The organism is Paraburkholderia fungorum (assembly GCF_900099835.1).
Lineage (GTDB): Bacteria > Pseudomonadota > Gammaproteobacteria > Burkholderiales > Burkholderiaceae > Paraburkholderia > Paraburkholderia fungorum_A.
On sequence record NZ_FNKP01000003.1, the window covers coordinates 1,039,336 to 1,055,222 of the forward strand.

8 protein-coding genes are annotated in these 15,887 nt (G+C 54.8%); 6 read left to right on the top strand and 2 right to left on the bottom strand.

Annotated features, from left to right (window positions below; genetic code table 11):
* Positions 1-24 precede the first annotated feature (24 nt).
* On the bottom strand, positions 25-5,205 hold the full coding sequence (locus BLS41_RS33850) for an nSTAND1 domain-containing NTPase (protein WP_074772251.1): 5,181 nt from the start codon (positions 5,203-5,205) through the stop codon (positions 25-27).
* A 557-nt stretch (positions 5,206-5,762) separates the two neighbouring features.
* A complete protein-coding gene (locus tag BLS41_RS33855) occupies positions 5,763-7,589 on the bottom strand; it encodes a P-loop ATPase, Sll1717 family (RefSeq protein ID WP_143026452.1) in 1,827 nt (608 codons plus the stop codon).
* A gap of 480 nt (positions 7,590-8,069) precedes the next feature.
* On the opposite strand from BLS41_RS33855, the gene BLS41_RS33860 reads away from it, so the two are divergent.
* The 6 genes from BLS41_RS33860 to BLS41_RS33885 all read left to right on the top strand — a co-directional run bounded on the left by BLS41_RS33860 (position 8,070) and on the right by BLS41_RS33885 (position 14,755).
* On the top strand, positions 8,070-8,696 hold the full coding sequence (locus BLS41_RS33860; RefSeq protein WP_074772254.1) for a tyrosine-type recombinase/integrase: 627 nt from the start codon (positions 8,070-8,072) through the stop codon (positions 8,694-8,696).
* Positions 8,697-9,120: 424 nt separating this feature from the next.
* Positions 9,121-10,692, top strand: coding sequence for a recombinase family protein (locus tag BLS41_RS33865; protein WP_074772256.1), 1,572 nt, complete (start codon positions 9,121-9,123; stop codon positions 10,690-10,692).
* Positions 10,682-11,593 carry a ParB/RepB/Spo0J family partition protein gene (locus BLS41_RS33870; protein ID WP_074772258.1) on the top strand — a complete coding sequence of 304 codons (912 nt, stop codon included), beginning with the start codon at positions 10,682-10,684 and terminating at the stop codon, positions 11,591-11,593. Before BLS41_RS33865 ends, BLS41_RS33870 begins: the two co-directional genes overlap by 11 nt.
* Positions 11,581-12,543, top strand: coding sequence for a ParB/RepB/Spo0J family partition protein (locus tag BLS41_RS33875; RefSeq protein WP_074772260.1), 963 nt, complete (start codon positions 11,581-11,583; stop codon positions 12,541-12,543). Before BLS41_RS33870 ends, BLS41_RS33875 begins: the two co-directional genes overlap by 13 nt.
* A gap of 111 nt (positions 12,544-12,654) precedes the next feature.
* Positions 12,655-13,044, top strand: coding sequence for a hypothetical protein (locus BLS41_RS33880; RefSeq protein ID WP_074772262.1), 390 nt, complete (start codon positions 12,655-12,657; stop codon positions 13,042-13,044).
* 130 nt (positions 13,045-13,174) lie between these two features.
* Positions 13,175-14,755, top strand: coding sequence for a recombinase family protein (locus tag BLS41_RS33885; RefSeq protein WP_074772264.1), 1,581 nt, complete (start codon positions 13,175-13,177; stop codon positions 14,753-14,755).
* The last annotated feature ends 1,132 nt before the right edge of the window (positions 14,756-15,887 follow it).

A 15,887-nucleotide genomic window follows, 5' to 3' on the forward strand; every position in this document is an offset into this window, starting at 1 on the left:
CATGCTTTTGAGTTCCCGCTTGTGTCATAGATTATCCTGACATACGTCGATTTCCGGTTCAGCCTCGGGATACCCGAATCTCCGCATGTCGTCGCGGCTTAGCCTGGGAACAGCCAGTAGCTGATGTTTGCATGCCTCGTCGATTAGTTGTTTGGGCTGCATGGTCGCGAGATGTACATCCCAAATGCGTGCGGTCGTGTCTGCCGATGCTGTAACGACGTGCGTGTCGTCTGGGCTGAAAGCAGCAAACGCGAGTGGCATCTGATGTCCATTGAGTACCTCAATCTCAGTACCAGTATTAGTGTCCCAGACGCGCGCCGTTTTGTCGTCCGACGCTGTAACAATCCGTGTCCCGTCGCTGTTGAACACAGCCGATTGGACTGCGCCTTCATGTCCTTTAATTTCCTTGAAGGGATGCCCAGTGTCCGCATCCCATATGCGCACGATTCCGTCCACCGACGCGGAGACGATGTGTTTGCCATCCGGGCTGAAGGCGGCGAAGGTCACGGGTTGCGGGTGCTCTTTTAGCCTCCTTACCTCCTGCCCCGTCGCCGCAACCAGAATGCGCACGGTATTCGCAGATGCAGTCACAACGAGCTTTCCGTCCGGACTGAATACGGCGGAATGCACTTTCCCTTCATGTTTCATCGGCGCTCCGATGGCATGTCCTGTAGCAGCATCCCAGATGCGCACGTTCCCGTCATCTGACGCGGTGACTATGCGAGCTCCATCCGGATCGAAAGCTGCAAAACTGATCCGTTCCCCGTGTTGCATTGGCGTACCGATTTCCTGCTTCGTCGCCGTATCCCAGACATACGCGGTCTTGCCAGCTGCTGTCACGATGTATTTTGCGCCCTTGCTAAACGCGGCGAAATTGATCGATTCCGAGTGCACTATGGGCGTGCCGACCTCACGACCAGTCGCTGCGTCCCAGATATACGCACTCCTGTCCGCCGTCGTCACGATATACCTTCCGCCTGGACTAAAGACAGCAGAACGCACTCGCGCCGGATGCTTCAGCGGCGCACCAATCTCATGCTGAGGACTCGTATCCCAGATGCGCGCCGTATTGTCCTGTGACGCAGTCACTATTTGAGTGCCATCCCGACTAAAAGCCGCAGAATTCACCGCGTCCTGATGCTTCATCGCACGACCGATTTCTTTTCTCGTCGCGACATCCCAGATGCGCGCAGTGTCGTTCTTTGACGCGGTGACGATATAGTTGCCGTCAGGACTGAAAGCCGCACTATTGAACTGGTCCTGGGGGGCGATAGGGTCGCCAATTTCCTCCCTCGTCGTTGCATCCCAGATATGTGCTCCCTTATCAGACGCCGTAACGATATACCTACCGTCCTGGCTATATACGGCAGTATGAATCGGCGCGCCGTGCTTCATGGCATCGCCGATCTCGTTTCCCGTCGCCACCTCCCAAATTCGTGCAGCCGCGTCGGCTGACGCGGTGACGATCCGCATGCCATCAGGGCTGAACGTGACAGAATTGACTGTAGAACCGCTACGCACTGGCTGGCCGATTTTCTCGCCGGTAGCTGCATTCCATACGTGGACAGATTTGTCCTCGAATGCAGCGACGATCAGATTCCCATCCTGGCTGAATGCGGCAGAGTGAACTGGATCCTTGATCTTTATCGTATCTCGGAGTTCAACTCCTGTCGCAGCATTCCAAATACGTAGGGTTTTATCTTGCGACACGGTGATGATATGTGTACCGTCTCGACTGAATTCGGCAGAATTCACCGGCTTCTGATGTCCACGGAGTTCCACTGTCTGAACCCCAGTTACTGCGTTCCAAATGCGTGCCGTGTTGTCCCATGACGTCGTAACGACACGCGACCCATCCGGGCTGAAACCAGCCGAATTGATCATTTGCCGATGTCCCAGGACCGTCGGCTTCCGTCCTGACTCAATGTTCCAGATAAGCGCCGTATTGTCGTCTGACGCGGTCACGACGAATTTTCCATCTTCACTGAAGGCCGCAGATTCGACAATGTAATCGTGCGGAAGCACTCGGATCTGATGCCCATCCACAGCATCCCAAATTCTTGCGGTATTGTCGAAGGAAGCCGTGACGATTTTACTTCCATCCGGACTGAAGTTTGCGCTGTAGACGAAGCTCGAATGCCCCGTAAGTCGTTTAATTTCTTTTCCAGTCGATGTATCCCATATACGCGCGGTATTGTCCAACGATGCGGTGACGACGCGCGTCCCGTCATGGCTAAATCCCGCGAACGCGATGCCGTCCTGATGCCCTCTAAGCTCGGTCAATTGAGACCCGCTCGCTGCATCCCAGATACGCGCTACATTGTCGTCCGAGGACGTAACGATGCGTTTTCCGTCTCGACTGAACTCTGCGAAATAGACCTGCCCTTGCTTTCCTTCCAGCGTCTTGATCTCGCGTCCCGATTCCACGTCCCAGATGTGTGCGTTTTTGTCTTGCGATGCCGTGACGATGCGCGTCCCGTCGCTGTTGAAAGAGGCGGAAAGCACCTGATTGTGGTGCGCCATTGGCGGCCCGATTTCTTGATAGTTCACGGCATCCCAGACACGTGCGGTCTTGTCCTCGGAAGCGGTGGCGATACGCTTTCCATCCTGACTATAAACAGCAAAAAAGATCCGCCCCTGATGCCCTTTCAATTCGCCAATTTCCTGTGCTGTCGAGACGTCCCAGATGCGTGCAATCCCATCCCACGACGCAGTAACCACTCGTTTTCCGTCCGGACTGAAATTTGCAAAGAAGATCAAGCTGTCCGCGCCCAGGGTTCCAAGCGTAAGACGCAAATCTCCGTGTGCCAGAATAGAAGCGAGTTGTGCCGTTGCGAAGGACGGTGTGGCTACCGCTTTCGGTAGCGACTTGTCGATTTGGGCTCCCAGCACCGAAAATCGTAGTGCGCTGTCTTCGTTGCCGTGGAGAAATTCAGTCGCGGCGAGCTGACTCATCATGTTCGCCCGCTGGTGGTCAGCCACGCGTTGATTTTCACGCGCTAATTTCCACTGCCAGCCAGCAACGACGCCGAGTATGGCCATAGCCAATGCGGCAACCCCGACGCCTATACTGATGCGTTTGCTTTGCCTCGCCGCCTTTTTCAGGGCTGCCATTTTTTCGGATCGCTCTGTCTCCTCACGTTCGTCGGCGGCTGCCTTTTCTAGCTTCTCAGTCTCCTCACGATTTCTGCAAGCGGTCAGATAGAACCGATCAGCCGCATCGAGCTTGGCGGCCAGGTCTGCACGCAACAGCAGCGCATTTGCATCGTCCAGTCGACCGCCGCGATGCACGAGCCAGCCATCAATTCGACTATGGGTATTCCATTCACGAGCAGCTCGTTTGATGCTTTCAAGGCTTGTGAGCGCACCAAGATCCTCCTGCAACCATTCTTTAAGCACGCTCCACTGCCGCAGTAAAGCTTCGTGGGCCGGCTCTATGGTTTGCTCACCGGTTATCGGATTGGTATCCGTGGAGAGAAGCCTCTCCTCGACCAGGAGCTTGATCAGTGGCCGCGTTTCTTCAGGGAGCTCAGCGACCCGAGCCGTCTGTCGTCGTGGATTGCCTGTATCAGGGTCTATACCGGCTAGCCAGGGAATCAGGCCACGCTTCAAGAGTGCGAGACGCGCATCGCGATCACGCACAATACGATGATCCTTGTCCGCAGCGGTGAATGCCCTTTCGACGGCCGCCTCGATCGATCCTCTTATCCGACCCAGTGCCTCGTAGTCTTCGAGCCTCAGATGACCCGACGCGCCGTATTCGCGATAGAGCCGCTCAAGCGTAAACGACAGCAGCGGCAGTGCATCGTGACTGCCTCCCTCCTCTATGTCAGCTAGCAATGCGTCGACGAGAGCCGGCTTGATTTCCAGCGGCCGGGAACTGTCCTTCATTCGCGCAGCGGGTCCCTCTATGACCAGTTGATACGCCCCACGCGGCATCGGAGTGAGACTTTGTGTCCGCTGGATGATGCCTTCCAGTTCCTTTGCGGTTTGCAACTGCTCATATGCATCAGAGCGAATGGTGACCAGAACGAGCAACTCTGATTCAGGGTCGCCCATCAAGTCTCGGAGCAAAGCGAGAAAGGCAGCGCTCTCCGTAGCGCTTTCCGCTATGAAAAGCTCTTCCCCTTGATCGATTGCGAGTACCAGCATCGGTGGTCTAGCCGCTGTGCTCTCTTCCGCCTGCCCTCTGTGAGCGTGAGCAACCAACTCGTCCAGCAGGGAACGGAGCGTCGTTGCACCGCCAGAGACAGCTTCCCGGATCGCCGCCATGGTTTTGGCGTGGCCTTGAATTTTGAAGGCAGCTGCGAGCGAGTACACCAATCCCGCATCCCCATTGATAACAGAGCGTTCAGGGCGGATGACTGGGAGCGGGAAATAGTTGCGTTCATCACGGCGTAGACGCGGCAGCAGACCTGCCCGTAAAAACGAGGACTTGCCCGCGCCCGATGCTCCGAGCAGGATCAGCAGACGCGGCGACACTCCGTCCTTGATGCCACGAATTCGATCGAGCGCCTCGATCATTCGCGCCTCCCGACCAAAGAAAATGCCCGCATCGGCAGCTTCCAGAGGCAGCAGGCCACGATACGGCGCACGATCAGGATCGTCCGCTGGAGGCCAGGCAAAGAAGCGTGCATCCAGCCCCGCGCGCTCCAACCCGCCCCGCAGCCGAGTCAGCCCTTCTTGGGAAAATGTGGCATGCACTTCTTCATGCGTACCCGGAAGAATGTCGCTCAGCATGATGTGATCATGCCCGGAAGCGAGCGGCACCACTTGCCACGTCCCAGTTAGCGTAGCTGGCAGCTCCCGGATGGGAATATCCTCAATCAATACTCCAAACAAACGTTTATTCAGGCGGCTCGCTAGATTGAACTCTTTCATACACCAATCAGAATCGAGCCACGCACGCGAGACCAGAAACAAAACCACTTCGCAGCGCGAAGCTGCGTTATAGAGGGCGCGCTCCCAGCGCTCTCCTGCCGCGATCCCTCGAAGCGGGTCGAGGTCCAGAAATACGTCGTCCCACCCCTGCGTGGCTAGCCAGCGCTTCAGAAGGAAAGCACAACCATTATCGTCGCTTGAATGGCTAAGAAAGATACGAGACATTTTGGCCTTCGATCTGAACGCAAAATCTACCTCGTCGATCAACGCAGAGATGGCTATGGACTTGAGTACGCTCGATTTCAGATTCTTCGAAACTCGCATCCCTGCGACCGTAGTTATCTACACTAGCCGCTTTGCTTTGCAAGACGCCTACAGTCTGTGTGGTATTACACGCTGGCGCCGTTAAATTGAGTGTTTACGCCAATCCAGTCGAAGGATCGTAGAGGCGGCGTCGGCCAGCCACCAATCACATGGGAGGTTTGCTAACGATGGTCCCCCGTTACTCAACTGCGTGAATACTCAACCTATCCAGACCATAGCGTTCGCTATGGTTCTCGCACGCAAGCATCGTCGTATTATTTCAACGATCGCAGTCGGCCACATTGGCGACGTAGCGATCACCGGGCTCCAGCGGCGGCAATGGCCGAATTGTGCGCATAGTTTGTCGGTCAGGTAACGGCGTAATATCGCCGTTCTAACGGCAGGTTCGTCCGCTCGCTCAATTGCAGGTTGTGCCCGCGAACGGCTCACTTCGCGCTGATCATTCGCCGTGACGAGGACAGTTTAGTCACGGCTCCCGCATCAGTTCTACGCCTGTTTTTAACGCACCGGTAGTTTGGCGTCAGCGTAACACGTCGATAAAACAACGGTGACTAGGACTATATTGCGAGGGGCTCAGACTGCTGAAACATTAGAGGCAACTCGTAAGAGCGCTGCTCTAGTGGATGCGCCCGATTGGTACAGCGAAACAGACCGGCGTGCTCATAGAAGGCCAAAAAATGTTGCAACTGCTGGTCGGGCTCCCCGTGGTCAATCTTCGGCTGGAGCAGTTTCCCGATATGCTTTTTTGCGTCCGCGTAGGTAAACTTCTCGATGTTTCTGGACCGCGATATCGTCTGCATCAGGAGCATTGCCGGACGTTTAAATTCTTCACTCAATCCAATAATTGTCTTCAAACTGATCTCCCGTGTTTCTGCATATGCTTTCGTGACGTGTTCTCGAAGAATCAGAGGATATTCGCCATTTGTGTTTAATGATACATTTTGGTCGGGGTTTCCGCGGTAGTACTCTTTGGATTTTTCGACGCACGAATTCAGAAACTGGAGCATCACTCGCGGCGTGGTATGCCCGTTTGCGAAATGAAAATGTGTCGAAAGATACTCGTCAAGGTCGATAGGAACATTCTTTTTCCCCTTTACATTATGGCTGACTTTTCGAGGAAATATGGCGGTGATTAACGCTTGGCACGCAGCGTCCTGCGCACTTGTATTGCGCGCATCATACTCATCGCGCTTGCGAGAGCTTAGGAAGATTTGCAGGTGCAGCAGTTTAAGCTTTAGATAGTCCATAAAAGACCCTTGACCGATTAGCGCATCGGGGTCGGCATTTGCGGTGGTCAAAAGCTTCCTGTCGAGTTTCAGCGACTCGGCGTTGCAATTGAACCGCAAATTCCTTCGACCTAGTACGTTTACGAAATTATGAAAGATTCGCGAAGCGATGAACTGCCTGATGTCTTCGCTGCTCCACTTCAGTTCGGTTTTCTTGGGATCGATCTTGTCACGCCCGATAGCGGAAAAGTCGAGTCTTTCGAACAAGTCGCGACGAAGGAAGAGCTTCGGCTTTAAGCTCGGGTAGGATTGAAAGTCCCGCCACGTGTGGATCAAAGCCTGCAAAGTTGCTTTCTGAGTGTCGTACTCGTCGCCTGCTACAAACTCGTCAATTTTGTCCAGGAGGAGGTACACAACGGTCTTCTTTGCTCTCAAGAAATTGTTGATGTCTCGCTTGATTTGTGGCACATCGATGATCAGGGCATCATCAGAAGTATTTGCCACGTTCGCAGACGGCTCAACGGAAGCGTAAAAGTTTGGGACCATATATCCCATGTGGCCCCCTTCGAGCTTTACGCCAAAGGACTTCTTAGTGCTTTTGATTAGGTCCAGTAGACCCATTTTTTGCTCAGGTGACTTCCCAATTATTTTGAAGAATTCGTCTCTGATCTTAAGAAATTCTTTGTCAGCGGAGTAGTGGCCGTTTAGTGTTTCGAGGCAGCGGCTCAGTAAATAAACTTCCCACACGATTCGGTGCGGAGCGTCCGGAGTGTTAACTGGATCTTTAATCTGGTCGATAATGTGCGTCTTGAGTGTCTTGTAGGCCAACTCCTCATCTATTGCAACATAGATTTGAGTGAGCTTCCCGGCTGATTTAAACTCTAAGCGTCCCGCGGCGAGTAGCCTAAACAGGGCGGTTTTGCCTGTGCCTCGATCACCCACGACGATCGATTTATTTTCTTCCAAGAATTCTAGGACTGGGGTAATAGGAAGTATGCAGCTCTCCAACAGCGGGTCATCGCGTCCGTCAGGCTCGCCAAAATAAAACTTCGACAAGTTTGACAGCGGGAATCTTTCCGGCAGATTCTCTATCCGATTCATGTTCCGTTCGCTCTTTTCTTTTTTGTGGCGCAGTGCCGTGACAAGGGCTCCAATCATACTCGTCGCTAGCATATTTTGCGATGTTCAGCATGCGCAAGCATCACCAAGGTGTACAGCGGACCGTAGGCACGCATAGTTTCGTTTCCGGGCCCATGCAGCGTTGTCGCATTACGGGTGCGCCAAATGATCAAAATGGTCTTAGCTTTGCGCGGTGATCTTCACTCTAAGCCCATTGAGACGGGCATCAGCATCATGCGGTGGCAAAGGGACGGAGGTGCGAGTTCGCCGAAACTGAAAGCTGCCGTCCACTGTGCGCCGCCGCCGTCAGGAACCCGCCTCAATGCTGACGCAAAAATTCAGCAGGGCGCGATGTCGGCTTAGGCCGAACTCTCGTCTTCCAATGCGACTGTACGAACGTCCGTTGTACCGTGGAAGCCGCCCGATTTGTCGCGTAGGGTTGACCGGCCGCAGTGGGTCGAAGATCGACCACTTCGCAAAGCGCAAAATCAATCTCGCTTCATTGAAGAGGAGGTTGTCATGAAAACGCTTAAATCTTCCGGCGCACGCAGGGTCCCTTGGAACAAGGGAAGGCTGACCGGTCAGAAACCGCCATTGAAACTCCGTGAGATCTGGGCAATTCGGACGAGACTTCAGATGTCGTCCAACGCTCGTGAACTGGCGCTGTTCAACCTTGCAATTGACAGCAAGCTTCGGGCGTGCGATCTGACGCGACTGCAGGTGCAGGACGTCTACATGGGAGGTCATGTCGTAGCCCGCGCGACTTTCATGCAGCAGAAAACGCATAGACCGGTGCAGTTTGAAATCACGGAGCAGACTCGTCAGAGTGTCGCCGCCTGGATTTCCGCGCGAGGATTGACGCCTGCCGACTATTTGTTTCCGAGCCGGTTGCATGCCTCGGCGCACATCTCAACGCGCCAATATGCGCGCATCGTTCATCGCTGGGTCGCGTCGATCGGACTGGATGACACCGCGTATGGGACGCATACCATGCGACGCACGAAAGCGTCGTTGATTTATCGACGCACCAAGAACCTACGCGCCGTCCAATTGCTGTTGGGCCATACAAAAATTGAAAGCACCGTGCGATACCTTGGAATCGAGGTAGACGATGCGCTCGAGATGGCCGAGCAGACTGAAGTTTGATAGCTGGCGGCCGGCGAGCGTTCGCTTGTCGGCCGTCGTCAACGAGAAGAGGATTGCTATTGTTGACTTCTGTGGAAGCAAACAGTGCATCAACTTAGGAAACCTGGCCGACAACCCTTGCTTTCGCCCCGTCGTAACGAACCGAGACATCTTGAGGCGCGTATGCTACCCATGCTCCATTTGCAAGCTCATATTTTGTTTGCGGCGGAGCAGGGGTTGACTGTTGATCTATGTCTGTAACCACATACGCAGCAAACACCTCAGTAGTGTGTTAAAGCCGAAAAATTTTCGATTCAGCTGCGTTAGCCTCGGGCGTGCGATGCAGTTGGGTCCCTAACAAAAGATCAAAAAATCCCAATTCTGACTGCTTGACTTGCACTGCGGCAGAGCTATCACTAAGGACAGCGTGCATCTGGAGGTTGGAATGCAACACGTGGTCGGCTCGTCATCGTCTCTGGCTGGACGACTCGCGGCGCAATATGTGCGCATGTCGACGGACCATCAGGAGTATTCGACTGAAAATCAGAAACTAGCCATCGCCAATTTTGCGGAGAAGCAAGGCATCACTGTCGTCGCGACGTATGAGGATGCGGGCAAGAGCGGGGTAACGCTCAAAGGTCGGCCGGCTCTTCTTGACCTGCTTCAGGACGTCCAATCGCGCGCCAACGAGTTCAGTCTCGTTCTCGTCTACGACGTCAGTCGATGGGGACGCTTCCAGGACGTCGACGAATGCGCTCACTACGAGTACCTCTGCAGAGAGGCAGGCGTTCAGGTCGTCTATTGCGCAGAGCAATTCGCTTGGGACGGAAGTGCTTCGGCAGCCTTAATGAAAACGATTAAGCGAACGATGGCAGGTGAATATAGTCGCGAGCTTTCTCAAAAAGTGTTCGTTGGGCAATGCCGACTCGCTGAACTGGGATTCTGGCAAGGAGCTGCGCCAGGATACGGACTGCAACGGCTTTTGCTCGCATCAGACGGCACGGTCAAGGGACGCTTATGCGACAAGGAACGCAAAAATATCCAGTCTGATAGGGTCATAGTAGTGCCCGGAGATGAACGCGAAGTTTCGCTCGTTCGGCGAATCTATGACTGGTACGTTATTCAGGGATTAGGATGCAAGAGGATTGCGGACAGGCTGAATGTATTCGGCCTGTGCAATAACCACGGTCGCCCCTGGAATCCTCAGCAAATCACAAGCATATTGAGCAATGAAAAATATGCTGGGACCAACGTCTATGGGAGGACTTCCAAAAAGCTCGGTGCGAACTGGCATAGGAACCTACCCTCTGAATGGTCGCGCGCACACGGAGCATTCCCAGCTCTCGTAGACCAGGTAACGTTTAAGGCAGCAGAAGCAATTCGGATAAACAGGACGCAGAACCTCAGCGACGACGAAATCCTGAAAAGGTTAAAGGATTTCGTCCGTTCGAGCGAGGTCGTCAGTGCAAAGGCCATCGACGATGCGTCCGGAATGCCTGGAGGAAAGACATACTGGAGGCGTTTTGGATGCATGCAGTTCGCGTACGCGCGCGTGGGGTTTGAACGTGATTACGTCGGTGCAGGGCGTGAAGTCTATCGTGCATCTCGAGCTGCACTTCAGGGATGCATAGAAAGGACGACCGGTGCACTTAAGGCACTAGGTCACGTCATTGAAATATCAAGAGACGAGACGACCATCCGGGTCGATGACGAACTGGTTGTCAGATTCGCAATATGCCTTGTTGTTCAATTCGATTCTCACCGCCCTCGCTGGCGGGTGCGCTGGCCAACCTATTCCTCTCCGGACCTTCTGGTCGTACTCCGTCAGGACTCCGCGTTTGAACTGCCTCTCGATTTCTACGTTTTTCCGAGAGGTAGTTTGCCCCCCGGCTACGCATTCTCACTTTCCGTCAGGGTGGGAAGCAGCTGTCCTTTTGAAACATTCCGCTATCCGGACGAGAGTGTCCTGCTTGAATTGACAGAGCGGACTCGCATCGAGGCTTTAAATGTCAGATAACACCTTGGCTCCAATCTCGGATATCAGTGTGAGCAGCATTCGCGTACTCAATCCGCGGAGCCGTAGCAAGCGCCAAAGACAAACGCTTCAGGAGAGCATCGCAGCGGTGGGACTGAAAAAACCCATCACAGTCACGCCTTGCGCATCGCAAGAAGATACGTTCGAGTTCGACCTCGTCTGCGGACAGGGACGACTTGAAGCTGTGCAGGCACTGGGGCATGGAACTATTCCCGCGAATATCATTGACCAGCCTGAAGACGAGTGTCTGGTGATGAGTCTCGTGGAAAACATCGCCAGACGCAATCACTCAACGCTTGAGCTGCTGAGAGACATCCAAAACTTACGAATGAGCGGATACTCCGACAGCATCGTCGCAGAAAAAGTGGGACTCTCGCCTGCATATCTGGAAAGTCTGATGTTTCTCCTGGACCGGGGCGAGGAAAGGCTTATTACCGCTGTTGAAGCCGGAACAATGCCTATCGCTATCGCCGTCCAGATTTCACGGGCGAATGACGCCGACGTTCAGTCCGCGTTGGTTGACGCTTATGAGGAGGGAACGCTAACAGGTCCTCAATTGGCCGTCGTTCGCAGGCTACTGAGTCGTCGTTCGCGTGCGGGAGGAAAATCGTTACCCATCTACGCCGGTCCTTCCGGTCCTCGTTCACACGAATTGGCTCCGGACCAATTACGTCGTTTATACATGCGGGAAAGTGAACGTCAAAGAGTTCTCGCAAAAAGAGTTGAATTGGTGCACGCGCGTCTGTCGTTTATTGTCCATGCTCTACGTGAGCTCATGCGCGAGCGCGAATTCGTAGGCCTGCTTGAGCAGGAGGGCCTTACCACTCTTCCTCGAGTCCTCGACCAACGTATCCGTGGGGAGGTTAAATCATGGATTCATTGACAGTCCAACCCCTTAAAACTACCTTCGAAACGCAGCCCGTCGTTCTTCACTTGAATACACTGGAATCGTCAAGGCAGCTTCCGAGAACAGCCACCTCTGGGAAAAAATTCCTGCAGATTCTCGCATCCATCGCGACGGTCGGCCTCGTGGAGCCTTTGATTGTCGCGCGCATTGCGGGCAGCGCAGAGGTGTTCCGTATTCTCGACGGTCGACTGCGGATTGAGGCGTTGCGTCGCCTAGGCCTTGAGAAGGCACAGTGCATCATCGCAACGGATGATGAGGCGTACACATACAATCGATACATCAGCCGATTAACCTCTGCACAGGACGCGCGGATGATAGCCAAGGCAATTGGGCAGGGTGTCTCAAGGGAGCGTATCGCTCAGGTATTGGGAATTGACGTCAACACGGTCAAGCGTCGGGCCAGTCTACTCGAAGGTATTTCGCCGGAAGCGGCGGTTTTGCTTGGGGATAAGATGTGTCCGGCGACTACATTCAGAGCGTTGAAGCTCCTCAAACCGCTGCGTCAGATTGCTGCAGTTGAGCTTATGTGCGGTCAGGGAAACTTTACGTCGTCGTTCGCGCGAGCAATTGTCGCAGCGACTCCGCCGGAGCAGCTTGAGCCGGGTTCCGACCGGAAGGTGCGGAGCGAAGTTGCGGAGCAACTCGCTACGCTGGAACGTGAACTCGCCATGCTTCAGACTGCCGTTGCCCAGACCGACGAGCGGTATGGAATCGAACATCTTCATCTCACGGTGTCAGCGGCTTACGTTGCAAAACTGATGGGAAATGGGTGCCTCAGACAATGGCTCGATGAGCATCATCCCGATTACTCGACTCAATTCGACACTATCAGCAGTGACGCACAGTCAGCGCGCTCGAGGCCCAGTACACGCGAACCCCGGTCAAAGAACTTTCGAAGGGTTGAGGCAAAGACAGCGGGGAGATAGCTGATGACGGGCAAGAGACTTGGCTGGCTGAGTGACCAGACGTTGCCGAAGCGCATGCACGATACCGCTGGTGCATGGCATTGAGGCTGCTGAAGAGATTAATGAAGAGGCATGAGAAACATGGACTCATACGGTTCAATTCCCTACAACCTCGACGGCCAGGCGCGGGCGGAACTGCTGGCATATCTGGTGGTTTCTCAACTCATTGCACGAGCACGGACTGGAGAATGGTTGGTTTCTCAGCATCTTGGAGAATCGGTGCTGCTCTGGCTGTGTGCAAACGGCGCAAATTGCCCTGCGCGGGAACGAGCTGCCCTGTCGAAGCTCTCGGTCATGGTCGCGATAGAGTTTCTCCAGAAGCCGGAATGCAACGATGAAACGTGGCTCAACCAGTTGTTTGCGGGAAGTTGGCGTATCGATTACCGGCGGCCTAGTGCGCCGACGCTACACAAAGTATGTGTCGACAAGCTGGCCAAACAGGGACTGGCCGACGGACCCTGAAACCAGGCAACACAGCCGATGACCCGGGCTGACGACGGCCCCCCTGACGCTGCATACAGGCTGCGTCACCCTTTCTTGCCACTTCGGTCAGATGGCTTATCCATCAGCGCGAGCATGAAGGAGCACCGAAATGCAACCTAGCCGCAGCGGGCGTCAGCCCGCTCCTTCGCTACAGCGCGCTGTTCAATACCTACGGATGTCAACAGACCAGCAGCAATGCTCGCCGATATTTCAGCGGCAAGCCATTGCCGAATACGCTTCTGTACGGTCAATTCGCATTATCAGGGATTACGAAGATGCAGGCATCAGTGGGCTGACGCTTCGGGCCCGGCCAGCACTTAACCAGCTACTTATCGATGTTGCCGACCCGCAGCGCCGTTTCTCACTTGTGCTTGTCTACGACGTGAGTAGATGGGGAAGATTTCAGGATGTCGACGAATCGGCCTTTTACGAATACCTGTGCAAACGCCACGGCGTTAAAGTCGTCTATGTGGCAGAACCGTTCGAAGTGGACCCTAGTCCAATGTCGCCGGTCATGAAAACGCTCAAGCGGGTAATGGCGGCCGAGTACAGCAGGGAACTGTCCCGGAAGGTGTTCCTCGGTCATTGCGTCCTCGCGGAGCGCGGGTTTCACGTCTGCGGGCGCCCGCCTTACGGGTATCAGCGAGTCCTGTACGAAGAAAAACGCGGCTCGACACGCACGCTCGAGAAATACGAATACAAAAGTATCAGGACGGACCGGGTCACGCTGATGCCAGCAGCAGCGGGACAGGTAGGTATCGTCGGCAAGATTTTCGAGTGGTACGCATGGGGGAAGGCAGACTGCACACAAATCGCCAGGAGGCTCAATGATTTTGGTCTGGTCAACGGCGATAACCGGCCCTGGTTGCCTCGACACATCGCGCAGATTCTCCATAATCCCGCTTACATGGGAGTCGGCGTCTACAGTCGGACATCATCGAAACTGGCGGGTGGCTGGCACCGAGTACCGGAAGAACAGTGGATAACTGTTCCGAAGGCGTTCCCTGCCATCGTTGACCAAAAGACTTTCTCAGCGGTGCAGACACGCTTCGCCGGCTACCGCCGCCCACCGAACCGGGACGAACTGCTCTCTGGTCTAAGGATGGTCGTGCGTAAATATGGGAAGGTTAGCCAGCAGTTACTCAAGCATTACCGCCGGGCGCCCTCTGCGACAGCCGTGGCAGCAGAGTTTGGGAGTCTCAACGCGGCATATCGGGAGATTGGCTATGCGCCAAACCTGAATCCCGAGCGTGAAGAGAATCGCGACATCGAGCACCGCGCAGAAGCGCTTTTAGCACGCGTGACTTCCGAAGCTCTCGCCGAACGAGGCCACCTGGTGACATATGAGAAGCATTCACTCACGCTTTGCGTCGACAACCTGATTCGATTTCAGATTGTTGCTCGTGGCCCCTGGATGGTCGATGGGAAAACTCCGTACTGGAGTGCACGGTGGCCAGACAGGTTCAATATCGACTTTCTGGTGTATTGCCGGATGCTGAGGGGTATCCGGGAATTTCTCGACTTCTTTGTCATTCCCGCCGGACGTATTCAGCCGGGTAAGTTCGCAACACTCGTGGGTCCCAACGCAGAGGATTTCAACCTGTTGCGACATTCTGACCTGCGTATTCTGCTGGACCTGACTGACAGTGTAGGACTGACGCAGGTTGGACGTTTTTTGGAGCGTAGATGACTGCGCGTACTCGCCCGGTCGCCGGTGACCACCAGAGCGATGTATCGAAGACATCGCGATATTGCCGCTTGCCACGACTTGAACGGATGCAGGCAGTGATGCGGGCGCAATGTATCCGCATAAAACGCACCGCAAACGCAATGAAGCACATCGCGGAAGGAAATCGGCGGCTACGACGACTTCTCGACGACTTGCTTCGCGACACGGGATTCATCTCGCTTCTCGACGAAGTTGGCATAAAGCGGATTCCCAGTATGCTGGTCTCTCGAATCGTCCACACGACCTCGGAAGGTGGTGCTGTCGGCGGGCGGCAGCCTGTTTCGACCTTCGACGTGCCTATGCAGGAGCAGTCAGAGAGCCGATTCGCGGCCCCTGATTGTTTGCCCGAACGCACGACGCTTTGCCTCAGCTGCATGAGTAACTTTCGACGGCGCCAGGTGCTCGAACTGATGCGGCAAACTCGTTGCTTCACGGGAGACTTCGCGTTGGCACTTCTTGTAGCTTCGCCTGCGGCAGAGCTTGTTAATCAAAGTCGGAGCGTGAGGTATGACAGCGATTACGTTGCGGGCCTTCAGCGGCAAGAACGGAAACTGCAGAAAGCGGTTTCCATTGTTGGTCTACTCCGTCAGGAACATCCCTTAATGCTGGTTGAGCGAACTCTCCACCTCGTGGTAGGACGTCAGCTACTCGCGCGAGCGCCAGTCAGGACGTGGCTTGTACGCCAGTCGCCAGAATACCTTGCTTCGATTATGCAATTAGGAGCAGGCAAAGGCCCAAAACGTGTCTCGCGTCGGCCGATTCGCGTCGCAGAATAGATGGTGGACGGGCGGGCACCGCCCGCCGCTTCTGGCGGTGACAGCGCCAGCGTGAAAAATGCTGGACCGACGACAACACGAATCTGTCCTTGACAAACGCAGCGTCTCGTTCAGTTCGAAATTTCAGAGCAAACCCGCGAATGCGTGGAGAGTGAATCTAACCAGGTAACCTTCCGCCTTCGGACGCTCTTTTCGAGCCGACGTCACGGATCGCCCCAAATATCGGCGCAGCAATACGTGCGTGTCGTGCATCGCTGGATTGCTTCCGACTGATCTTAATGATGCAGCGTACGGAAGACGCCCGATGCGCCGCACGA

Bases quoted from the DNA above. Each gene is read 5' to 3' on its own strand.
- BLS41_RS33855 (WP_143026452.1), bottom strand. From the start codon at position 7,589: ATGATTGGAGCCCTTGTCACGGCACTGCGCCACAAAAAAGAAAAGAGC.
- BLS41_RS33870 (WP_074772258.1), top strand. From the start codon at position 10,682: ATGTCAGATAACACCTTGGCTCCAATCTCGGATATCAGTGTGAGCAGC.
- BLS41_RS33875 (WP_074772260.1), top strand. From the start codon at position 11,581: ATGGATTCATTGACAGTCCAACCCCTTAAAACTACCTTCGAAACGCAG.
- BLS41_RS33850 (WP_074772251.1), bottom strand. From the start codon at position 5,205: ATGCGAGTTTCGAAGAATCTGAAATCGAGCGTACTCAAGTCCATAGCC.
- BLS41_RS33885 (WP_074772264.1), top strand. From the start codon at position 13,175: ATGCAACCTAGCCGCAGCGGGCGTCAGCCCGCTCCTTCGCTACAGCGC.
- BLS41_RS33865 (WP_074772256.1), top strand. From the start codon at position 9,121: ATGCAACACGTGGTCGGCTCGTCATCGTCTCTGGCTGGACGACTCGCG.
- BLS41_RS33860 (WP_074772254.1), top strand. From the start codon at position 8,070: ATGAAAACGCTTAAATCTTCCGGCGCACGCAGGGTCCCTTGGAACAAG.
- BLS41_RS33880 (WP_074772262.1), top strand. From the start codon at position 12,655: ATGAGAAACATGGACTCATACGGTTCAATTCCCTACAACCTCGACGGC.